Source organism: Pseudalkalibacillus hwajinpoensis (assembly GCF_015234585.1).
Lineage (GTDB): Bacteria > Bacillota > Bacilli > Bacillales > Guptibacillaceae > Guptibacillus > Guptibacillus hwajinpoensis_B.
The window spans coordinates 735393-757822 of sequence record NZ_JADFCM010000008.1 but is presented as its reverse complement, the minus strand read 5'-3'; the positions used below and the strand labels follow the sequence as shown (position 1 = coordinate 757822).

Sequence of the window (22430 nt, the reverse complement as noted above, 5' to 3'; positions counted from 1 at the left end):
TTCATTGGAAGATAGCGTATTTGAAGAATTGGTTAAACAATACATGCCACTCATCAAAAGTCAGATTAAAAAGCTTCATCTTACAAACCATTATATTAGATATGAGCAGGTAGCCATGATCGCCCTATGGGAATGTGCTGAAAGCTATCAAAATGGAAAAGGAAGTTTTTCATCTTACGCCTACATGAAAGTCCGAGGAAAGCTAATTGATGAATGTCGCCAAGAAATACGATTGTCTAACCAGCTCTCTCTTCACTCAGATTGGAGTGAATATGAAGAAAGGCTTCCAATTCATCAACAAACTCTATTACCTGAACTTGACTTAAGTTATCTTACAGAAAATCAGAGTAAATGGGTGGACATGGTTGCTTTGGGCGGGGAATCCCTTAAGACATTAGCAGGTGTTGAAGGAGTGAGCATTGAAGCAGTAAAATCCTGGAGAAAAAGTGCATTATCAAAGTTACGAAAACAGCTTTTATCGTCTTGAGAGTTTCATAAAAGCTCCTATCACTTTTATCGTTTATTTTTTGTCAAAAAAAAGAAAACACTCCTGGGAGTGTTTTCTACTTTTATTAGCGGTTGTATTTCTTTTTGAACTTTTCAACACGACCACCAGCATCGTTAAAGCGCTGCTGACCAGTGTAGAATGGGTGAGATTCAGAACTAATATCAACTTTGATTAGTGGATATTCGCTACCGTCTTCCCACTCAATCGTTTCGTTAGATCCCATAGTAGAACCAGTTAGAAACTTAAAACCAGTACTAACGTCTAAAAATACAACTTGCTGGTATTTTGGATGGATTCCTTCCTTCATTGCTAGACCTCCTTTATCAATCAAATCATCATTTACGTTAAATGAATGTTATAGAAATAAACAGAGGTTTGGGGCCACATAATAATGGGCACCAAAACCCGTCCTTTCTAGTATATAATCTTTGAGCCATTTGTTCAAACATTGTATGAAAGTTTTTTTAAGAAAATTAAAGAACATTATGTAAGTCATACAATACATTTAGTACAAAAGACTTAATTTAACAGAAAATAATGAATTTTATAAGAACATTTGAACGATTTTAAGGAAAAAGGATTGACGATTAAGTGTCTAATTTGTCATGATTGGGTGTATAAACTGAATCTCGAGGAGGATGTTGAAATGAACGATGCAGTTCGTGAGGAGATCATACTAATTCAACAAATTCGTGATTGTATTCGTGAGTTCCAAAACGATTATCCACCAGTCGTTAAGGAAGCCATTTTTCACTCGATCCAAAGGTTAACTTCTAAGTTGGTTGACGGAGGTCAAACGTTGATACGAAGTTAGTAAATCATCCAACTCCTGACTACACTGTAAAGTTTCTTGATGTGATATCCCTTTAGTGGTGCCAATCTCAATCATTTCCTCTTGCTTACGCTTTATCCAGTGAAGCAATTCTTCTTTTGCGTCCTGTTTAACATATAACAAGGTTCGTCACCCCTCCTATCCATTTAAGTACAAGCTCTATTATCCAAATTATTCTATGACTTGTGAAGGCTTTCGCCAAAACTAGACAAAATGACTCTATTTCTTTATTAAAACGTTCTTTACACTATTCGAACAAGTTCTTAATATAAGACCATTCATGAACAAAAATAACAGCTTCTATATAGAAGCTGTTACGAACTAACCTTTGTAGTTAATCGTTGTAATTTATCTCTCGTTATAGAAAGATAGTAGTAGTACAATTCTGTTTGGGAGCACTCGTATAATTGCTTGTGCTTCACTTTATATATTCCACGATCTAGAAGAAGTACGATAAGCTCTTCTTTTGATCGGAACGATCTTTCTTTTTCCATAACATCCTCCATTGTGCTATTCAACTTCAGAAATGCCATCTTCATAGTAATCAAGCGTTAACTTTCCATCAGAGTGAAGCTGCGCAAGAAAAACATCTTCTACTACAACCTCTTTGTCTAATAGGTAGCTTCTCAGCCACTCTTCGCTCTTCCCTACTTCATCAAGCATTTCTTTAATAATTTCTCCATCCATAATCACGGTTTTTGGCTCTTTCTCTTCAGGTAGATTAAGCCAGAGTTCCGCTGGCCTTACCATCCGATAATCTCGCTTTAATAAAACGCTGAGCTCTCCATCCGCTTCAAATAGTGCAAACTCTACTTCATTTACAGAAAAGACGCTTTTTTTGCGAAGCATTTCTAGCAGTTCATCAATTGTAAAACGCTCTTTCTTTAAGTTATCCTCAAGGATCTTACCATCTTTTATAAAAATTCGTGCTTTTCCTTCCACGAAATCTCTTACTTTTTTATTTTTCAGTGATAAATAGCTGAGTAATACAGATGCGAGCGTCCATATTAAAAGGCTTGTAATTCCATGAAGGACGCTTACCTCGATGTCCATTGATAAACTACCGGCAATGTCACCAATAATGATGCCAACAATATATTCAAAATAGGAAAGCTTAGATAATTGCTTTTTCCCTAGAAGCTTTGTGATGAAAAAGAGTCCGATAAGAATAAACAAAGATCTTAGTATAACTTCAAACCAGTCCACCATACTCATGTTCCCCTTTGATTCCGCTTAAAAACCACTTTTTATTTGCACATTCTACCATTTTGCCCATTTCCTAAACATTTATCCTTTATTAATACTGAAAGGACGATTGATGAATGCTCTCATTCATCTTGTTCATGAACCTTTGTAGTGATCATTTCCATTTTTAAAGAATCACGGAGCTTGTCTATACACAATTCAGCGGGTACGGTAAGATGAGAAAAGCAAACGAACTTCTGACGAACCAGAAAGGAAGATACGATGCTCCAACAAGCACGAGAACAACTTAAACATCATTTTGGGTATGATCAATTTCGAGGTGGACAGGAACAGATCATTTCAAGTGTTCTATCTAACTATAATACGCTTGGCATTATGCCTACTGGTGGAGGAAAATCAATTTGTTACCAAATTCCTGCTCTTCTATCAGATGGATTAACGATCGTCATTTCACCGCTTATTTCTCTAATGAAAGATCAGGTTGATGCACTTGCCGGATACGGTATAGAAGCTGCCTATATTAATAGCTCCCTTACAGAGACTGAAATTAGAGACCGTATGGCTGAAGCTGAAAGTGGAGAAATAAAGTTACTGTACGTAGCTCCAGAACGCTTAGAAGCACCAACGTTTCAGCGGTTACTTAAGCGGACTAAGATTTCGCTTATTGCCGTAGATGAGGCCCATTGTATTTCCCAATGGGGGCATGATTTCAGACCTAGTTATATGAAGATTAGCCAGATGCTTCATCACTTTGAAGAGCAGCCTCCCGTCGTTGCTTTAACCGCTACGGCAACACCTGAAGTTATTCAGGATATCCAGCGAATCTTAAACATAACCCCAGAGCAAACCTTTATCTCAGGATTTGCTAGGGAAAACTTGCACTTCTCTGTTATTAAAGGAGAGAAGAAAAAATCATTTATCGATAAATACCTTAGCCAAAACGCTTCTGAATCCGGTATTATCTATACCGCCACTAGAAAGGAAGCAGATCAACTTTACGCTTCCTTACAAAAACAGAGCATTAAAGTTGGCAAGTACCACGCTGGGATGACAGAAAAGCAGCGCAAAACAGCGCAAGAAGAATTTTTGTTCGATAATATTTCAGTGATGGTGGCAACTAATGCATTCGGCATGGGGATTGATAAATCGAATGTTCGGTTTGTGATTCATCATAATCTTCCAAAGAATATGGAATCCTACTACCAGGAAGCTGGACGAGCTGGGCGTGATGGAGAAGAAAGTGATTGCTTCGTTCTCTTTTCTCCTGGTGATATTCACGTGCAGAAGTTTCTCATTGATCAAAACCAACATGAACCTGAACGTAAATCCGCTGATCTTGCCAAATTAAAAGCGATGGTTGATTATTGCCATACTGAAAAATGTCTCCAAGGAACCATTCTTCATTACTTTGGAGATGTGCGGCCGGGCTATAAATGTGGTAAATGCAGCAATTGTATTGATGACAGAGAAGCGGTTGACATTACCCGTGAAGCGCAAATGATTTTCTCAACCATTAAACGAGTGAATGAGCGATTTGGGAAAACGATCATTGCACAGGTACTGAAAGGATCGAAATCAAAGCGTTTGAACGAACTACGACTCGACAGCGTTTCAACCTTTGGTTTATTAAAACATCTCACACAGCAGGATATTGTGGATATGATTGATTTTCTAACAGCCGAGCAATATATTCTTTTAACTGATAGTAAGTACCCAACCCTCGTTCTACAGGAAAAAACGTTACCTGTGTTAAAAGGACAAGAAAGCATATATAAGAAAGTAGCTCGTAAACCAGTAGCGATTGAAGAGGATGATCAACTCTTTACACAGCTGCGAACGCTACGGAAGCAAATTGCCGATCGAGACAACGTGCCACCTTACGTTGTGTTTGCCGATAGTACATTGCGAGAACTGAGCGCAAAAACACCTTCCACACGTGAAGAAATGCTTGAGATCAAGGGCGTCGGGGATATGAAGTTTGATAAATACGGCGAAGTCTTTCTAGAGCTACTCTCATCGGCGAAATCGGCGAAACCAACGTCTTCAGAGGATGCGAGTCATAAAGCCTCATTAAAGTTATTTGATGAAGGTAAAGACATTCCAAACATCTCAGCAGCGCGTTCATTAAGTCCAACCACCGTCGAGAGTCATCTACTAAAGGCAATGGAAGAAGGTTTACTTGAAGATACGAGCCGTCTCATCGATCAGGAAACAGAACATAAGATTCTTGAGAAAGCGGCAGATGTAGGGTTTGATAAACTAAAACCAATTAAAGAAGCACTACCTGAATCGTTTACTTACTTTCAAATTAAGGTCGCTTTAACAAAACATCGTCAAACTTCGAATAGTTAACGCAAAAAAGAGGATGAGCCGGCTCATCCTCTTTCTTAATTATTCATAACGAAGGGAATCAATTGGGTCTAACCTTGAAGCTTTGTTCGCTGGCAATAAACCAAATACAATCCCAATCAACATGGAAAAGACGACGGCTCCTAAAACGACCTGCCATGAGATTAACGATGGCCAGTCTGCAAAAAAGGAGACAAGGTAAGCCGTACCAGATCCTAGCAATATACCAATGATTCCTCCAATTAACGTTAATATAATGGATTCAACAAGAAACTGAAGCAAGATTTGCTGCCTTGTCGCACCTAAAGACTTGCGAATACCAATCTCACGCGTTCGCTCTGTTACAGAAACGAGCATAATGTTCATCACACCAATGCCACCTACGAGAAGCGAAATTCCAGCAATACTCCCGATGATCGTAGTCATAATGGTCGTTACCTGACCAATTCCCTGAGCAATTTCTTCCATATTGATGACTTGATAGGAATCTTCTGTATCGTGTAACTGATTTAATAATAACGTTGCACGGTCTCCAATCGGTTGGATATCATCAGCGTTCTCGACTTGAAGCGTCACCTGACTGTAGTTACTCGTTCCAAGCATATTTCGCATCGCCGTCCAAGGAATGTACGTTTCGACTGAACCGAACGCAAAAAGCCCTGTTGGTTTCTCAAGTACCCCAATCACTTCAACAGGCTGAACACCAATACGAATGATTTCTCCAATTGGTGATTTACCTTCGAATAATTCTTCCTGCATCGCTGCACTTACAACGGCTACTCTTCGACCACCAAGAAAATCCGCACTTGTAAAAGTACGACCTTCTTCTACTTTTAGTTGGTTCACATCTAAATAAGCTTCATTGATACCTGTAATCGAAGTTTCGGCTTCTTCTTCTCGAAGTCGAGCCGTGGAAAACTCGGAGGAAGAGGCCACAACATTCGAGACCTTTTCCACTCGCTCTAACTGACGGATATCCTCCTGTGTAAAGGGATTTTCTTCCCATTTCCCCTGCTGCATTTCTTCTTCAGAAGGCTGGTAAAATACTTCAATCGTATTTCCATCACCGGCAATTTGAGACTTTAGCATCGCCTCTCCGCCCTGCCCAATAGCGACAACGACAATCACAGCAGCAACACCGATGATAATGCCAAGCATCGTTAAGATGGAACGCATTTTATGGGCTTTGACTGACGTCAAAGCCATTTTAATATTTTCCCAGAGACTCATGATGTATGCCCCCTGCTCGAAAGAGGATTCTGCCCTAGTAAACCGTCCCGCACGTAGATCACACGATTGGCATACTCGGCTACTTCTGGCTCATGCGTGACGACAACAATTGTCGTTCCTTCTTGGTTAAGCTGAACGAACAAATCCATAATCGCAACGCTAGTAGTCGTATCAAGGGCTCCTGTAGGCTCATCAGCAAGAATGAGAGACGGGTCATTCACAAGTGCTCTTGCAATAGCGACCCGCTGTTTCTGGCCGCCTGAGAGTTCATTTGGAAGGTGTTCTACCCGATCCTGTAGTCCGACCTTCGTCAAAGCATCTCTAGCGCGCTCTTCTCGTTCTTTTTTCGAAGCACCAGCATAAACCATGGGAAGCTCCACATTTTTGAGCGCTGTTAGTCTTGGTAATAATTGAAACTGTTGAAACACGAAACCAATGGATTGATTTCGAACTTTCGCTAGCTCCTGATCCTTATGTTTCGATACATCTTCTTCATTTAAGAAATAAGATCCAGTTGTTGGGCGATCTAGGCAACCAATTATATTCATTAAGGTTGATTTACCTGATCCAGACGGGCCCATAATGGCAACAAATTCACCACTATTAATTTCCATACTAATTCCTCTAAGAACATTGACCGATTCCTTACCAAGGGTATAGCTTTTTGTTATTTCATCAAGTTGGATCATTTTACGGTCACTTCCATATTATCTTTAAGATTATCCGGGGGATTGATGATCACTTGTTCTTCTGTCGAGATCCCTTTCGTCACTTCAATCCGCTTCGCTGTAGAAGAACCTGTTTCAATTTCGCGTTTCACAGCTTTGCCTTTCTCCACAATAAAGACAAATGATTCTTCCCCATCTTGCTGAACCGCTTCAAACGGAAGTGTTAATGCTTCATGCGATTCTGTTTCAATTTCAAGAATCATCTGGAACCCCGGCTTTAATTTCAACTCTTCTGGCTTCTTTAATTTAACCGTAACAGGATATTGAACAGCAGAAGCGTTTGATTCAGCTCCCAATGCTTCTGGTAAATAACCTACATCCATTACTTCCGCTTCCCATTTTTCGTCAGGTAGCACATCTGTTGTAACGGTAACTTTTTGACCTGATTCAATGTTCAACGTATCGTATTCAGAAAGCGTTCCTTCAACGATAAGGTTTTCCATGCTGCCAATCCGCAAAAGAGGCTTTTCCATTTGAGTTGACTGCGGTGCGCTTGCATCATTGGCTTCTAGCACAACACCGCTAATGTCACTTGTAACTTCAAGATCGCTTATTTTCTGCTTCAAACGATCTTGCTGCAATAATGCCTGACGTAAATCAAGATTGGCCATCCGCTTATCCATTTTCACTTGATCAAGTTCTGTTTCCATCGTTTCTGCTGCTTCTTCTCCAACATCATCAGCTAAGTCGCTTTTTTTCTCGTTTAGACGCTTTTCTTGCTTATCAAGTGAATTGATTCGTAGGTAAAGCGACTCGATGTTAATATCGTTCTGCTCTTTCTCCATTTCTAAATCCTGATTCTCGTATGTAAGTACTGAATCTCCCTTTTTTACGGAGTCTCCTTCTTTAACAAGAACTTCCTTCACTTCACCCTTAGCAGGATCCTGATAAAGCGTGCTTTCATCAGCCATGGCTAACGTTCCAGGTGTCATAACTGTGGAATTTATTTCTTCCTTTATAGCTTTTTCAGCTTCAACAGTAGCCGTGCTATCCGCATAAGTCCGATAAATGTTCACACCTACTACAATAACAATGACTAAAATAACAGCGATTGCAATCCAAATTTTCTTCTTCATTACTTATATTCCTGACATATTATTCGTTACACCAGTAATGACGGCGCCGCCGATTGTAAAAAGAAAAAGGATAATAGCGATTGTCCATACGAGTGCTTTTGGCCATTGAGCTGTAATACGTAGACCTAGAGCCGTAAGTATAATCGTCCAGATTCCAAAGATTTCAATTCCATTTAGAAAACCACCTAGAAATCCTTCTCCGCTTACTAAACTACCAAGACTTGTGTAGAGCTTATCAACAGTGCCTCCAACAATAGCAATAATAAGTCCGTTAAGAACAGCACCTATTGCTCCAATAAACCCAATATACGTATTCATCGAAAAGAATTGTTTGAACGTAGCTTCTGAGCTTGTTGCTTTATTAATCAACCAAAGAATAAAGCTACCAACGAGGATGGATAATACCGGACCAACTCCAACCGAAACGATTGTAATGATTTTAGTAAATAAGATAAGACCGTCAACATTTTCTCCCTGTAAATCCCCTGTAGCGAATTGCTCTTCGAATCCTGGCCCAAGTATCATCAACCAGCCGCCGATCAGTGAGAGTACCGTAACTACGATTAAAGGCAACCATACTTTAGGAGATTGTCGAATTTTGCTCAACTGTTCACCGGGACTCCAAATCATTCCAAGTAGTGATGGCTTTACTGTATTTCCTTTTTCTTCATAATCTTCGTTCATTATGTACACAACCTTTCAAAATAATGTCATCTCTTTCTACGACTCTAACAGAAAAAGGTTCCATTATTTTAAAAATTAGTTATTTTTTCTAAAAGGCGTCACCTCAAAAACAAAAAAAGCTGATTATTTCATATAGAAATAATCAGCCTCCAGCTATAATGATAGCTGCTCTCTTTATGAACAAAGTTCACCCAAGAGTTACATGCCCTAATGGCTCTACAACGCACAACGTTACGTCTAGCTATAGTGCAAACGCAGCTTCATGATGTAATCGACATCACCAAATTCGAGAGATTCTAAGATCTCTTCTTCTGAGAATCCAGTAGCGGTCGCGATCGTCCTGATGTACGGTTTCTTCTCGAACTTTAAGCATCGTGCCCTGGCTTTCTGTGTCTGGTAAAGGACTTGCGAATAGCGATTGTTAGAGATCATTCGCTTCACTGATTTCTCCTTTCACACCCATAATGCATGCTAGCAACGCTATGGTTGAAGTGCCATGGGCATGTAACATTCTATACCCCGGTATTAAAGAAAAGAAACAGAATTTAATATACTGAGCAGCCCCAAAAACCTATTTCTCATCATATGGAAGAATTTTTTTGATTTCATATGTATCATCCAAATAAGATGACAGCAAGATAGTTTTTTATTCAGAAAACCCTCATAGACACTAAACGATAAAAAAAGACGCTCAGCTAAGAGCGTCTTCTTCTTGATGGAGCATTGATTTGATCATATAGTGATAGCGATCGATGATTTGTTTCTTTGTAAGAGGAAGAATACGGACAAAGTCTTCCACGACTTCCTTATCAGAACGGAGCCACGCATGATAAGAGCGTTTAACGTATCGTTCTGCATCTTCAAAGTGTTCAAAGTCGTCCTTTTCAACCTCGCCGCGGCACATGATTTCCCACTGATCTTCTCGACTAGGACGAATGTAGATGATTTTTCCTTCATGATTCTCATAGAAAGTGCCACTTTCACTGTTTCGCTCATTGAGCTTATTCCGTTCAGGATCTTTACGAAGTGGCTTTAGAGCGAAGGATGGCGCTACAAAAATACGAAACGTGTCTTCATTCATTTCACAACCTGAAGCTTTAGGGTGGCCCCCGCCTCCATAACGTGATGCAAATTCAGAGACATCCGCTTCATCATGAATCGTTCGAAAACCAAGTCGGCGGCTTCCATCATTGATGATCGTAATGAAATCAAGATGTGAATTTCGTTTATTTAACTCATTACCAAGTTCTGAATGATACGATTCAGCATGAACAAGACCAATACAGTATTCATCCACTTCCATTTGAACGAGCTGACGATTTTTTTGATGAATGTAACGCTCAATTTTCCGCTCCTCTAGATCAAGAATCATTTCTTCTGATTCATTGAAAGCAAAGGAATCGGGATCTCGCGTTAAACGCCTCAGCATCTCGGATTTAAATGTTTCTCTTCCCATAATGGAAAATAGATCATTCAATCGTTTTGCATCGACCTCATTATCCTCTTCCCATTCCCAAGTATCATACTTTCGCACAAGCTCAAGAAACTGTTCTAATGATTCCATGCGTTCAATTTTCTCTTTTTCTAACAGAAACTGATAAAAAAGTGTTGCAGCACACGTTTTTTTATCATCTCCCGGATCAACAAAACCCCATTCGTAATCGTTAAAATGCATCGCTGTAGCATGATGATCGATCATTTGGACATGACTTCCTTGTTGGTAACGCTCCTCCAAATGTTTTTCAACATGCTCATTCACAGATAAATCGGTAATGAACACCGGATCTCCACTGTTTTGTAAAAGAAAAGCTTCTACCCGGTCATCTAAATTACGATATGTACAATGTGTGATCTCAGCTTCATTCTCAAATGCCAACTCGGCAATAAGAGCACATGCCGTTCCATCAAGATCACTATCCGTAAACAATTTAATCATGAGCAACTCCTCCTATTCGATGTTAGTATGTACGCCAATTCAAAATTCATGAATATACGAATCATTGAAAAAAGCGAGCAAATGCCCGCTTCCTTCCTACAATTTTTCAATTATACAGGTCTTTTACAACCGCTGTCCAATACAAAAGAACAAAATCAGTTTAAACGTGAATGAGTCATTTATAGAACGACCAACACTATTAGCTAATATTGCTTGAAAGGCACACCCCTAGCTGAGCTTAACGATTAGGATCCATTTGTTTTAACTTGATACTTTTCCCTCAAGCGAAATTTTTGAATTTTGCCGCTAGCATTTCGCGGAAGTTCTTCTAAGAATAAATATTTCCGAGGTCGTTTGTAGTCAGCAAGGTCAGGACTTTCTTTACAATAACGCTCGAGTTCTGCCTCTGTTAACCCGTCCGCTTTCTTCACAATGATAGCGGTGACGATCTCTCCCCACTTCTCATCTGGCTGCCCCAAGACCGCCACATCTAAAACTCCTTCATGACCATGGAGAACATCTTCCACCTCTCTCGGATAGACGTTTTCCCCACCGGAAATGATCATATCATCCACCCGATCCGAAACGTAAAGGTAGCTATCTTCATCCATATAGCCGAGATCTCCTGAATGATACCAGCCTTTATACATCGCTTCGTTCGATGCATCAGGACGATTAAAATATCCCATCATCATACATGGTCCTTTTACAATAATTTCACCTACTTCTCCAGGGGGAAGCACGTCATCAGGTTCTGAAGGACCTCGTTCATTCGGACGAACAACCCTTACTTCATGGTTTAAGGCTGCTCTTCCTGCAGAACCTACTTTTGTTAACTGTTCGTGCTCATCAAGAAATGTGACAGCCGGCCCCATTTCAGTCATCCCGTAAGCTTGAATTAAATGAATACCAAGCTTTTCTTTTACCGAAACGACAAGGGAAGGCGCCATCGGGGCAGCACCATAAAGCCCTACCCTTAAACTACTTCGATCATATTTAGCGTAATCTTCTTGAAGAATCATATTCCACATCGTTGGAGCCGCAAAGAAAACTGAAATTTTCTCGTTTTGAATGACTTCAAGTACTTTTTTTGGTTCAAAGTGATGAACAATGACATTTGCTGCACCAAAATGAACTCTTGGTAAGAAGTTACAGTGCAATTCTGCACAGTGGAACATTGGCGCTGCTACAAGTCCCCGATCAGCTTGTGTGAGCTTTAAAGAGGCACCACATAAGATGCTTTGCTCTAACATATTACGATGGCAATGCATGACACCTTTAGGTCTACCAGTCGTTCCACTCGTATACATAATCGCATAAGTATCGTTCTCATCTACTTCAGCTACTGGCTCTTGATCGTGTGAAAGACGAACATGTTTCTCGTAGCTCTCGGCGTATGATGGTTTATGATCATCGATTGACCAGAACGAAACATTCGGATACTGAGACTGTATCTCTGAAACAATCGGTTCGAGAGCACGTTCAAATAGGAATATTGATGGCTTCGCATCTTCAATAATGTAAGCGATTTCATTAGATTTCAATCTAAAATTAATGGGATTAATAACAGCTCCGATTTTTGCACTCGCAAAATAAACCGTAGCTAATTCCACAGTGTTAAATAAGAAGGTCGATACGCGATCTCCCTTTTTAACTCCTGCATCTAGTAAAGCATTCGCGAGGCGATTCACCTCGCTATTCCATTCCTTATACGTCCATCTTATATTTCGATCTACATCAACTAGCGCTTCTTCCCTACCATACTTTTTTACCGTTTGAAGGAACAAAGAACCGATGGTTATATACATTTAGAAACCTCCACATCTTTCTTCTCTTAGATTTGGTTTGCGTATGTATAGTTCCATTTTCACAGAGGTAATCCCTTCTTTTTGTCTGAATACTTAATTAATTTAGGTTTGTTTACGTTTTGAATAGACAATCATACTTTAAGTATAGGAAAGCAAAAAAAATACCGGAATATCCGGTATTTAAATGCGATCACTTATATCATCCTGCTTCCATTTATTCATCATAGGAACCGAATGTCGACTGATCATCGCAACAAGTTTCTCAGGGTTTTCTTCTGTAAGCAACGGCTCCATATATCGCTTATGAAGAAAGCCTTCCTCTACCATGTGCTCAAGCATGAGATAAAAGCGATCATAATAGCCTTTTGTATTCAAGAGTCCAATCGGTTTATTATGATATTCAAGCTGATACCAGGTGAATATCTCCGTTAATTCTTCAAGGGTTCCAATTCCACCAGGTAACGCTATGAAAGCATCGCCTAACTCATACATCTTGGCTTTACGTTCATGCATTGTATCGACTATAACTAAGTTCGATAGCTCTATGTGGGTCACATTATCATATATTTTACGAGGAATGATCCCTGTCACTTTGCCTCCAGCTTTTAAAACCGATCTTGCTAGTGCCCCCATTAACCCGACATTGCCTCCACCGTAGACCACTTCAATCTCCTTATCCGCAAGCTCCTTGCCAAGCTGCTCGACGGCTTCAAAATAGTGGTTATCAACATTCTCACTGGATCCACAAAAAACAGTCATCCGTTTCAGTTCGTTCATTTTCAGATCCCCCCCCTCATATCAATCAGACAATGACGACTTTGGTTGTAAGCTTTTCTTCATATTAATATTTGTAGTCTTAAATCCTAAACGCTCATAAAGTCGAATCGCTTTTGTATTATGACCAAAAACATGAAGCGAAAGTCCTTTAATGTCTTTTTTCTCTAACAGTACTTCAAGTTCCTTTATGGCTTCTGTCCCAAAGCCTCTACCTTGTTTATCTTCATTTACAGCAAACTCATAGATAAATGCTTCCTTTGCTTCGTTATCCACCTTCACCCATAAGCTTCCTAGCTTTTCCTCTATAGCTTCATTAACAATGGTATACAGAAAATGATCTTCGGTGTGCCTTCCTTCAGGCAATAATCGTTCGAATTCCTGCTTTGACTTTTCATACGCCTCTTCTTGTTTCCAATTTCCTGCTGAAGCTTTTTCCTCTGCATAGCTATCAATCGACACTTCAAGAAATTGTTTAAAATCATAATCATTCATTGGTTGTAATACTATCAAACACCGACATCTCCTTTCTATCTCTTTTTATCTTACTATTAAATATGTTCGAAAAATAGTGTCAATTCGACCATAAAAAAACACCGATATATGTCGGCATTTTTTTATGTCTCCATGTTCTATTGTGCCTTAGCTTCAGCAAGATCATTTAGAACCTTGCCTATTTTATCATGAATAACAAGGTCAGCTGCGCTGTCATACCCTGTTTCCTCCTGATTAACAATAACTAACTTAGCACCGTTACGTTTCGCTTCCATCGGGAATACGTTCGCGGGTGATACTTCAAGTGAAGATCCTAGAACGATAAAAAGATCAGCCTTCTTCGCTTCCACTTTCGCCTGATGAATCGCGTTCATTGGAAGTGGTTCACCAAATAATACAATGCCAGGTCTGTTAAATCCCCCGCAGTGGCAGACAAAATCATCATTCATGTATTTTTCACTTGAAGCTTTTTCTCCACATTCATCACAATAAATGGATCGTAATGAGCCATGCATTTCCGCCACGTTTTGACTACCGGCCAACTGATGAAACCCATCAACGTTTTGAGTGAGAATACAGCCGAGCTCTCCGCTTCGTTCCCATTCAGCAAGATGATAGTATCCTCTATGAGGAGAAGCTTCGTTTAGCTTTTGTATACGTTGCTTATAGAATCGAACAAATAAATCTCGTTCGTATTTCATCGCATCTCTGCTTGCAAATTGAAGCGGGTCTACCTCATTCCACATTCCATCGAGTGCAGATCGAAAGTCAGGCAAACCGCTTTCTGTACTCATCCCTGCTCCTGTTAAAACAACAGTATGTTTGGATTTATTAAATAGTTCCGTAAGCATAGAATCACCAGCTTTCATTTATCCAATAGTTAACCATTCACATATTTTCCGCTTTCTAAACCACTTGTCCCGTTTTTTGTTATCTAATCGTAAGGTTGTTTTATCTTTTTTTACAATTCAATATGAATGAGTGGGGTTATCCAGCCTTTATAAAAACTGCCCTTCACATCATGTGAGGGCAGTTTCACTTAAGACATATTCACTAAATCGGCTAGTGCTCGCTTTAATGTTGAGTATGTGTTGGCCTGACCAAAATTTGTTTCTAGCTTTACGACTGATAAGGCTATTTCTGGTTTGATGCCACTAATTCTCGCTTCCACTCCAACAAGCTTAAGAGCTTCAATAATTTGAAAGAGCTGTTGAATGACAAATGTATCAACGATCGGAACCCCTGAGAGATCGATCACAAAATAATTAAGATTGAGATTCACGGAATGATGAAGAGATTCCTCCATGATTAACTTTGCCCGGTATGTATCAATCGTTCCAATCAAAGGTAGAACAGCAACGCCATCCATAATAGGCACGACTGGTGCTGACAATTCAAGAATCTCTTTACGAGACTGCTCAAGTAAATTTGTTTGATAGTTAACATATGGAACACTAAAGTAATAAACGACCAAATTCATTATATAATCTAGCTTCGAAATCATTTCATAAAGCTCTTCAATGCCCATGCCTTGCTCAATCGCATATTCCTTCAATACTTCGCCTATAAAATTGCGATAATGAGGCACCTCACTTAACATCGCATCAAGCGTTGTTCCAATTCTTGCACATTCTTCCCCAGTCTCAATACCCCACTCTTTAATTTCCTGCTCACTCTCAACGTCATCAAGCGCTAACGCTTTAGCATAAACGGTGACCAATTCAATACGCATTGGGAGCAGATCATTCGATAGACTCTCCAACAGATCCGGAAACTTTTTATTTTGCTCCACTGTAATTAAATGTGCAATTTCCTCTTTTCGCTCGAGGATTTTCTCACTTGCAGATTGCAAAATTACCGTCATCTTTCATCCCTACTTATTCATAATTTCCTATATGCTAAGTTATTTTATAACGGCGGGGGGTAAAAGTAAAGAATGAGCGATAGGTACTTGAGTTAATAAATGAGGATAATTAATTTTTGACTTAGTTACGGTTTATGTTAATCAATTCAATGAGTCAAATTAGTATAAGCAAAAAAGAAAAGAGACGATAAGAAAATCCTTATCGTCTCAAAACTTTACTTAGTAGCGGGCGCAGTTGAATCTGTAGGTTCTGAACCAGCTTTCTTTTCTTTTCGTTTTTCTTTTCGAGGCTTCGGATCTTTCGCCACTAAATACTTTTCTTTCTTTAGAGCTTTATAGAAAGACACAGTCATTAATATCATAATAATGGAGAACGGCAGGGCAGCGAGTATCAATACGTTCTGCAACGCCTGTAATCCACCTGTGTATAGAAGTACCGCAGCCATAGCTGATTGCGTAACCCCCCACGTTAACTTCACACTTGTACCAGGATTTAAAGAACCGTAAGTTGTTTGCATTCCAAGCACAAACGTAGCGGAGTCAGCAGAAGTAATGAAGAAAGTACCAATTAGGGTAATCGCTATAATCGATAAAATAAGCCCTAGAGGGTAATTCTGGAACATACCAAAGAGTGATTCTTCTGTTGCTAGTGATGCAATATCAGCAATTCCCTGCTGTTGAATGTTGATTCCTGAAATTCCAAATGTTGAGAACCATAAGAATCCAACAATCGAAGGAACAAGAAGCACAGTTACGAGAAACTCTCGGATCGTTCTTCCTCTTGAGACGCGGGCAATGAAAATCCCTACGAATGGTGACCATGAAATCCACCATGCCCAATAAAATATTGTCCAGTTATTAATCCATTCACGGTTCTCTGGATTTAATGGCGCAATACGGAAGCTCATTGCCATTAAATTCGTTAAATAAGAACCGATTGTGTCTGTAAACATATTCAGAATATAAACAGTAGGACCTAGAATAAACATCGCTAGGAAAAGAACTCCTGCTAATCCTATATTCGCATTACTTAAGTATTTGATTCCTTTACCGATCCCTGACCAGGCTGAAATCATGAATAGTACCGTAACGACACCGATAATAATTAGCTGTGTACTAAAGCTATTCGGTATATCTGTTAGGAAGGATAAACCACCGTTAATTTGAACAGCACCAAATCCTAATGTTGTCGCAACCCCAACGATTGTCGCAAAAACCGCTAGTGTATCAATAACTTTACCAAAAAGACCATTCACGCGCTCACCAAAGATTGGATATAAAGTCGCACTAATTAAGCCGGGACGATCATGTCTAAATTTAAAATAAGCAAGAACTAACGCCACAATGGCATAAATTGCCCAAGCATGAATACCCCAGTGGAAAAATGAATACTGCAAAGCTTCCTTAATAGCAGCGGGTGAACCTGTTTCTGCCGTAGGAGCATTTACAGCGTAATGAGACATCGGTTCCGCTGTACCCCAGAAAACGAGTCCAATACCCATACCAGCACTGAACAGCATAGCAAACCAGCTTAACCTTGTGAATTCAGGCTTCTCGTCGGGTTTTCCTAGCTTAATTTTCCCGTACGGTGTGAAAATAATAAACACACAAAAAATAACTAACAGTGTCACAAGAATTAGGTAATACCACCCAAACTTATTCGAAATAAATGATTGGGCACTCGCCGACAACGACTGTAATGTGTCTGGAGAGATCGCTCCCCAAGCAACCATTAATAAACTTATAATGAGCGTGCTCCAAAACACGGAGGATACTTTTCCCCTCATACACTTCACCTCAACTTAAAATAATTTTCTTATAGCTTAAGAATTAGTACCTTTTTACCTATATCTACATATACCACTATAAAAAATGTCGAAACGCCGAATTTCGAATCCAAACTAACTCATTTTCGAGATTTTTCAATTAACGTTGCGTTTTATAAGGATTTTTAATAAAAAATCGATTCGAAAATTTATTTTTTCTGTTTTCGACTGTTTGCCTTCTTCGTTTTAACACTCTTCGTTCCTGGCTGTTTTTTTATCCACTTCAAATAACGACGAATTCGATCATCTTCTTTGAGCTGTGGAATCGTATTGAGCCTAATAGCAAGTTCCTTGTTCGTATAGAGAGCATGGATTTGCTTGTGACAAGGCACACATAGCCAGGCGGTTGGTTTGAAAGAACCGCCTTCTTCTTTAGGGGTTAAATGGTGAAGCGTGCATTTGGTAACCGTTCTTCCGCATAATTCACACACATCCATCTAAACACCCCTCTATAAGGTATTGTTTGTTACTTTGATAAGGGCTATTCAAACCAAGTAAAACCCTTAAGTTCTAGCGATTAAATGCTCAAAATATCTTTTATTTCATCTTCAGATAGACTAGAGATCATCGTTTCTCCAGGTTGGATAACCTTCTCAATGAGTTCTTTTTTCTTTTGCTGAAGCTCATAAATTTTCTCTTCGATGGTTCCCTGAGTAATTAATCTCATAACTTGAACAACTTTTTTCTGTCCAATTCGATGAGCTCGTCCTGCAGCTTGTTCTTCAACAGCTGGATTCCACCATAGATCATAAAGAATAACCGTATCGGCACCAGTTAAATTTAAACCTGTTCCCCCTGCTTTCAATGAGATAAGAAAAATTTCATTCTCGCCATCATTAAACCGTTCGGTCATTTCAACTCGATCTTTTGAAGGCGTCTGACCATCTAAATAGAAAGCAGAATAGCCTAGATCCGTTAGCTTTTGATGAATGATCTTTAACATGCTCGAGAATTGCGAAAAGATCAGAAGACGTTTCTTGTTCTCGATTGATGTCGTAACAATATCTAAAAGCTGCTCAAGTTTACCCGATTGACCCTGGTAATTTTCAACGAATAAAGACGGATGGCAGCATAGCTGCCTTAAACGAGTAAGTCCAGCCAGTATTTTCATGCGGTTTTTTTGGAAACCATCGCCAGCAAGGCTTTCTTTAGTTTCCTGCTGAATACGGTGCAAGTAGCCAATGTACAGTTCTTTTTGCTGCTTTGTTAACTCTGATACTTGAACCGTCTCAATCTTATCAGGAAGCTCTTTAAGTACATCCTTCTTCACACGTCTTAGAATAAATGGCTTCACCATTCTCGAAATTCGCTCATGTGGTAAATTTCTAAACGTGGATTGATCCGGGAAGAATCCAGGCATAATCGAGTGAAAAAGTGCCCATAGTTCATCAAGTGAATTCTCAATTGGAGTTCCGCTGAGTGCAAACCGCTTCTTAGCACTTAACTGTCTCACAGCTTGTGAGGTCTTTGTCGCAGGGTTCTTAATTGCCTGAGCCTCATCAAGAATAACGGAATCAAATTGAATGGTTTCATAATGGGCAATATCTTGCCTGAGAGTCGGATATGAAGTTATCCAAACATCTGGCTGAAGCCCTTGACTTAGAAGCTCTTTCCGCTCAGTTGGCGTACCAGTATTCACTTCAATCTGAAGTCCAGGAGCAAATTTCTCAAACTCCTTTTTCCAGTTATAAATAAGTGATGCTGGTGCGACAACAAGCGCCATCGCTTCTGGATTATCTTTTTTCTCAGACAGCAAGTAGGCAATGCTTTGCAATGTCTTACCAAGTCCCATGTCATCTGCAAGAATCCCACCCAACTGATAATGGGCAAGTGCTTTTAGCCATTGATATCCCGTCATCTGGTACGAGCGAAGATCAGCTTCTAGCCCTGTTGGAAGATCAAACTGAAGGTCCTCCGGGTGCTTTAAACGAGAGATAAGATCTCGAAAAGCCTTGCTATAACGTGAAGCGTGCTTTCCACCGCTCATTCTTTCGTCGAGCTGGAGCCCTCTATAGAGTGGCAGATGAAGTTCTCCTCTTTCGATATCTTTTTCTTTTATATTCAGGTCGTCGAATAGCTGACTAACATGTTGAAAATCTTCATTTTCAATTGAAACGAAGGCACCATTCGCAAGGCGATAATAGCGATCTTTTTCGATCACAGCTTTAAGAATATGAGAGATTTCTTCTTCATCCAATCCCTTCATGTCAAAGCTTACATCAAGCCAATTTCCACTATGATCCATATCTACTGATGTTACCGGAGCCGATGATTCATCCAATAACCAACCTCGAGCAGATTCTGTCAGAAACACATCAGCAAGATCATTTAGTTCTGGAATCGTCCAGTAAAGAAAGTCAAATATCACCGCTTCATCTTCTGCATATAGCTCTTTACCGTTGAATTTTAGTGATGCTTGTTCAATAAGAGACATAATTGTTTGTTCCTTTTCACTGTCTCTTAAGACAATGCCTCCCTGGTCATTTACGATCCGGGAATCATCTTTAAAAGGATTGATCACATCTTCGCCATATTCATATTCAACGTTAACTAGAAGTCGCTGTCCTTCTGCATTTACATAGACTCTCGCACGCAAATCAGGATTGATGATTTTTTCATTGATCTGTTCAGAGATCAATACATCCCCAAGCTTTTTGAGACCTGGAACGACCTGAGAGAGAAATGGTTCAATCTGCGTTTGTGAAATGGATAAGTCACTTTTTCTAGCCGCATTTCGAAAATGAGACAAATCCCTTAATAAGGACTGCTGTTTTTTCGACAATTTATATAGCTTCTCATCGTGAAATACCCACCCGTAAGTAGGAAAATAAGCTGCGCTTTGAAATCCATTTAACTGAAGTACGTAATCGTCTTCCCGCTGTTCAATCTCAAATGAAAATGGTAACCCACCATCGAAAAGTTCAGTCTCTTCATAAAGCGTCCGATTGTATTCAAAACGAATCAATCTGTTTTGCTTTAAAAACTCTGAAAGAAACTCGTTCGCTGTCAATGGAGGTAAAATCAATTCACGGTTTTCAGTAAAACGTCCCCAGTTATCAGGTAAATCCAAATAAACCTTCTCATTCCTTCTTATCGCGAGTAGAAGTTGAATAAAAGGCTCATCGAGTTCATGAAACTTATGTTCATCTGGTTCATAACTGAACTTTTTCGTAAACAAATAAGATTGCTCATCAAGTACCGCATCAAGAAATGCGCGAATATCTTTCACGACATATAAGCGGTTTACCCCTACTTTAAGTTCAAGAGTCCACGGAGAATCTCCTTGAGATTTACGAAGCGTCGGGTAAGAGCTCGCTTTCAATGTAAACTCAATCTTCAACTCATCCGCCCTCAATCTTGAGCGGTTCGCTTCGGGTTGATAATCACTTAATACTTGAATGAGCTGATTTGTTTCACTGTAGCTTCGTGGTGATTGAGATACCTGTGATGGTTTTTCCTTTTCGCTTTCTTCCTCCGGCCCCTTCTCGCTGATTGCAATAAGCACAGCAGCAAGATGCTTACAAGTGCCATATGTTTCAAATGCTTGACACTCACAAGACCCAAACCAGTTATCACCAAGTAGCTCAATTAACACGCCATATTCAGAACTTCCGTTTACATAAGCTCGATAAGACTGATCTTCTTTATCATATGTAAGCTCAGATACGCGCCCATTCTGAAAATAGGTGAGACCTCTTTGATAGAAGCTCACTGGAAAACGTTCCTTTATTTCACTTTTAGTAAACATAGAAAAATGCTTCATATCCACATCACATCAATTCCAATGGTAGTAGTAACCTTCATTATACAATTTTCCACATCTTCTTCAAAATATTGCGCGACCCAAAAGAGCATAATAGCATATTTTTCCCTAAATTCAAAATGAGACTTCTAATTTAGACCGTGTGGACATGTATTAAAGAAAGAGGAATTCCTTATTTCAAAGTTACATTCGTTACGATTAATGCTCTCTAGATGTTTGACTCATTCGAGTGAACCCTTCACTTCATTCGAATAAATCAAATATCTATCCACTTCAACAGCCTGCTCAAAAGTATTTATCTTGAATCAGAATACATAGATAAAAGGAGATTGCTCGCCATGCTAGAAATTGCTATTGCTCACATTATCCTAGGCTTATCAATTGCTGCTCCGCTCGGTCCAATTAACATTGAAATCATGAAGCGAGGAATTCATAAAGGGTTCTGGTCTTCTCTCTTCGTAGGAGCAGGTGGAATGAGTGCAGACCTTGTACTCATGTATTTGATGTATTTCGGTATTGCAACTTTTGTTAAGTTGACTATTGTCCAAATTAGTTTGATGATTCTCGGAGCCATTATCTTAACGATTTCAGGGATTCAAGGCTTTCGATCTCAAGTAAGTCTTGATGAAGACGAGGACAAAGAAAAAACGGGCTTATTTCATTCCTACGCAACTGGTTTCATGATCGCTGCATTTAATCCGATGAACCTTCTTTTCTGGCTCGGTATTTACGGATCAGTGCTTAGCGTTTCACTGCAACAGCCAGACAAATGGCAGGCCTTTTTCTTATCTGCACTCGTTTTCATTGGGATCGGCCTTTGGAATGTCAATCTTTGTATGACCGTCCACTTCGGAAAATCACTAATGAAACCTCGAACGCTCCGTGCGATTAGTGTAACAGCCAGTCTCGTATTATTATTTTTTGGATTACGGTTCGGCTACCTTGCAGCTGAAATGATTTTCGTTGCTTCAAAATAGGATTGGCTATGCAGCCAATCCTATTACGTCTTCATTTATGACTACGAATGTTTTTGAGGAAGCATTCTCGTTACAATGATACGTTTACGTAAAATAAACATAAGCTGCAATGCCTGCTATAGCGAGAACGCTTACAAGAAGATAAATAGCGGAAATGGTAACCGTTGTATTCTTCGCTTTCTTCCCATACCCAGGATCACTTTTTCCGGCAACCATTAGCGTACCAATTAAAATAATAACAAGAAAAATAACAATAAGCGTTGTTGCAATTGTGATCATCCCCATCCCTCCCTACCTTCATCATACACTGTCTCCTTTCTGTAATAAACCTGCAAAAGTGTGACACATTTGTTATGATAGAAAACATGTGCGTT

The 22430-nt window shown here is 39.6% G+C and carries 23 protein-coding genes; 4 read left to right on the top strand and 19 right to left on the bottom strand.

Translation table 11 applies throughout. From position 1 onward, the window contains the following. Nucleotides 1–4: 4 nt before the first annotated feature. Nucleotides 5–487, top strand: a complete 483-nt coding sequence (locus tag IQ283_RS15655) for a sigma-70 family RNA polymerase sigma factor (protein WP_194221048.1) — start codon at nucleotides 5–7, stop codon at nucleotides 485–487. Nucleotides 488–572: 85 nt separating this feature from the next. Here the strand turns inward: IQ283_RS15655 and IQ283_RS15650 are convergent, their stop codons facing one another. Continuing rightward, complete coding sequence (locus IQ283_RS15650; protein ID WP_048310190.1) at nucleotides 573–815, bottom strand: type B 50S ribosomal protein L31; 243 nt, start codon at nucleotides 813–815, stop codon at nucleotides 573–575. 339 nt (nucleotides 816–1154) lie between these two features. Here IQ283_RS15650 and IQ283_RS15645 point away from each other — a divergent pair, with 339 nt between their 5' ends. Next, on the top strand, nucleotides 1155–1322 hold the full coding sequence (locus IQ283_RS15645; protein WP_194222344.1) for a hypothetical protein: 168 nt from the start codon (nucleotides 1155–1157) through the stop codon (nucleotides 1320–1322). Here IQ283_RS15645 and IQ283_RS15640 read toward each other — a convergent pair. The 3 genes from IQ283_RS15640 to IQ283_RS15630 all read right to left on the bottom strand — a co-directional run bounded on the left by IQ283_RS15640 (nucleotide 1275) and on the right by IQ283_RS15630 (nucleotide 2549). Continuing rightward, nucleotides 1275–1397 carry an aspartyl-phosphate phosphatase Spo0E family protein gene (locus IQ283_RS15640; protein WP_194222263.1) on the bottom strand — a complete coding sequence of 41 codons (123 nt, stop codon included), beginning with the start codon at nucleotides 1395–1397 and terminating at the stop codon, nucleotides 1275–1277. The genes IQ283_RS15645 and IQ283_RS15640 overlap by 48 nt on opposite strands. Before the next feature lie 257 nt (nucleotides 1398–1654). After that, the gene (gene fbpA / locus IQ283_RS15635; protein WP_194221047.1) at nucleotides 1655–1834 is read right to left on the bottom strand and encodes a Fur-regulated basic protein FbpA; all 180 of its coding nucleotides are present in this window, start codon (nucleotides 1832–1834) and stop codon (nucleotides 1655–1657) included. A 16-nt stretch (nucleotides 1835–1850) separates the two neighbouring features. Next, entirely contained in the window at nucleotides 1851–2549 is a 699-nt protein-coding gene (locus IQ283_RS15630) for a DUF421 domain-containing protein (RefSeq protein WP_194221046.1), read from the bottom strand. A 258-nt stretch (nucleotides 2550–2807) separates the two neighbouring features. Here IQ283_RS15630 and recQ point away from each other — a divergent pair, with 258 nt between their 5' ends. Then, complete coding sequence (recQ, locus tag IQ283_RS15625) at nucleotides 2808–4898, top strand: DNA helicase RecQ (protein ID WP_194221045.1); 2091 nt, start codon at nucleotides 2808–2810, stop codon at nucleotides 4896–4898. Between the two features lie 39 nt (nucleotides 4899–4937). On the opposite strand, the gene IQ283_RS15620 is transcribed toward recQ, so the two are convergent. The 14 genes from IQ283_RS15620 to IQ283_RS15555 all read right to left on the bottom strand — a co-directional run bounded on the left by IQ283_RS15620 (nucleotide 4938) and on the right by IQ283_RS15555 (nucleotide 21079). Continuing rightward, on the bottom strand, nucleotides 4938–6125 hold the full coding sequence (locus IQ283_RS15620) for an ABC transporter permease (protein ID WP_194221044.1): 1188 nt from the start codon (nucleotides 6123–6125) through the stop codon (nucleotides 4938–4940). Further along, a complete protein-coding gene (locus tag IQ283_RS15615) occupies nucleotides 6122–6814 on the bottom strand; it encodes an ABC transporter ATP-binding protein (protein WP_194221043.1) in 693 nt (230 codons plus the stop codon). Before IQ283_RS15615 ends, IQ283_RS15620 begins: the two co-directional genes overlap by 4 nt. Then, nucleotides 6811–7929 (bottom strand): efflux RND transporter periplasmic adaptor subunit, encoded by a 1119-nt coding sequence (locus IQ283_RS15610; protein ID WP_194221042.1) that lies wholly within the window; start codon nucleotides 7927–7929, stop codon nucleotides 6811–6813. The genes IQ283_RS15615 and IQ283_RS15610 overlap by 4 nt, the downstream gene beginning before the upstream one ends. A gap of 3 nt (nucleotides 7930–7932) precedes the next feature. Then, nucleotides 7933–8613, bottom strand: a complete 681-nt coding sequence (locus IQ283_RS15605; RefSeq protein WP_194221041.1) for a Yip1 family protein — start codon at nucleotides 8611–8613, stop codon at nucleotides 7933–7935. Between the two features lie 237 nt (nucleotides 8614–8850). Continuing rightward, a complete protein-coding gene (locus IQ283_RS15600; RefSeq protein WP_194221040.1) occupies nucleotides 8851–9054 on the bottom strand; it encodes a hypothetical protein in 204 nt (67 codons plus the stop codon). A gap of 250 nt (nucleotides 9055–9304) precedes the next feature. After that, the gene (locus IQ283_RS15595) at nucleotides 9305–10549 is read right to left on the bottom strand and encodes a DHH family phosphoesterase (RefSeq protein ID WP_194221039.1); all 1245 of its coding nucleotides are present in this window, start codon (nucleotides 10547–10549) and stop codon (nucleotides 9305–9307) included. A 245-nt stretch (nucleotides 10550–10794) separates the two neighbouring features. Next, the gene (locus IQ283_RS15590; RefSeq protein WP_194221038.1) at nucleotides 10795–12357 is read right to left on the bottom strand and encodes a fatty acid--CoA ligase; all 1563 of its coding nucleotides are present in this window, start codon (nucleotides 12355–12357) and stop codon (nucleotides 10795–10797) included. Between the two features lie 180 nt (nucleotides 12358–12537). Then, nucleotides 12538–13134 (bottom strand): TIGR00730 family Rossman fold protein, encoded by a 597-nt coding sequence (locus IQ283_RS15585; RefSeq protein ID WP_226612380.1) that lies wholly within the window; start codon nucleotides 13132–13134, stop codon nucleotides 12538–12540. Nucleotides 13135–13155: 21 nt separating this feature from the next. Beyond that, on the bottom strand, nucleotides 13156–13644 hold the full coding sequence (locus IQ283_RS15580; RefSeq protein ID WP_206759483.1) for a GNAT family N-acetyltransferase: 489 nt from the start codon (nucleotides 13642–13644) through the stop codon (nucleotides 13156–13158). Between the two features lie 119 nt (nucleotides 13645–13763). After that, nucleotides 13764–14477: an NAD-dependent deacylase gene (locus IQ283_RS15575; protein WP_194222261.1), complete on the bottom strand. Its 714-nt coding sequence runs from the start codon at nucleotides 14475–14477 to the stop codon at nucleotides 13764–13766. Nucleotides 14478–14665: 188 nt separating this feature from the next. After that, the gene (locus IQ283_RS15570; protein WP_194221036.1) at nucleotides 14666–15490 is read right to left on the bottom strand and encodes an STAS domain-containing protein; all 825 of its coding nucleotides are present in this window, start codon (nucleotides 15488–15490) and stop codon (nucleotides 14666–14668) included. 215 nt (nucleotides 15491–15705) lie between these two features. Next, a complete protein-coding gene (locus IQ283_RS15565) occupies nucleotides 15706–17277 on the bottom strand; it encodes a glycine betaine uptake BCCT transporter (RefSeq protein ID WP_194221035.1) in 1572 nt (523 codons plus the stop codon). 188 nt (nucleotides 17278–17465) lie between these two features. After that, on the bottom strand, nucleotides 17466–17753 hold the full coding sequence (locus IQ283_RS15560) for an HNH endonuclease (RefSeq protein WP_194221034.1): 288 nt from the start codon (nucleotides 17751–17753) through the stop codon (nucleotides 17466–17468). A gap of 80 nt (nucleotides 17754–17833) precedes the next feature. Next, nucleotides 17834–21079, bottom strand: a complete 3246-nt coding sequence (locus IQ283_RS15555) for a DEAD/DEAH box helicase (RefSeq protein ID WP_226612374.1) — start codon at nucleotides 21077–21079, stop codon at nucleotides 17834–17836. Nucleotides 21080–21417: 338 nt separating this feature from the next. Here IQ283_RS15555 and IQ283_RS15550 point away from each other — a divergent pair, with 338 nt between their 5' ends. Then, complete coding sequence (locus tag IQ283_RS15550) at nucleotides 21418–22056, top strand: LysE family translocator (RefSeq protein WP_194221032.1); 639 nt, start codon at nucleotides 21418–21420, stop codon at nucleotides 22054–22056. Between the two features lie 84 nt (nucleotides 22057–22140). On the opposite strand, the gene IQ283_RS15545 is transcribed toward IQ283_RS15550, so the two are convergent. Further along, nucleotides 22141–22335, bottom strand: coding sequence for a hypothetical protein (locus tag IQ283_RS15545; protein WP_194221031.1), 195 nt, complete (start codon nucleotides 22333–22335; stop codon nucleotides 22141–22143). Between the last annotated feature and the right edge of the window lie 95 nt (nucleotides 22336–22430).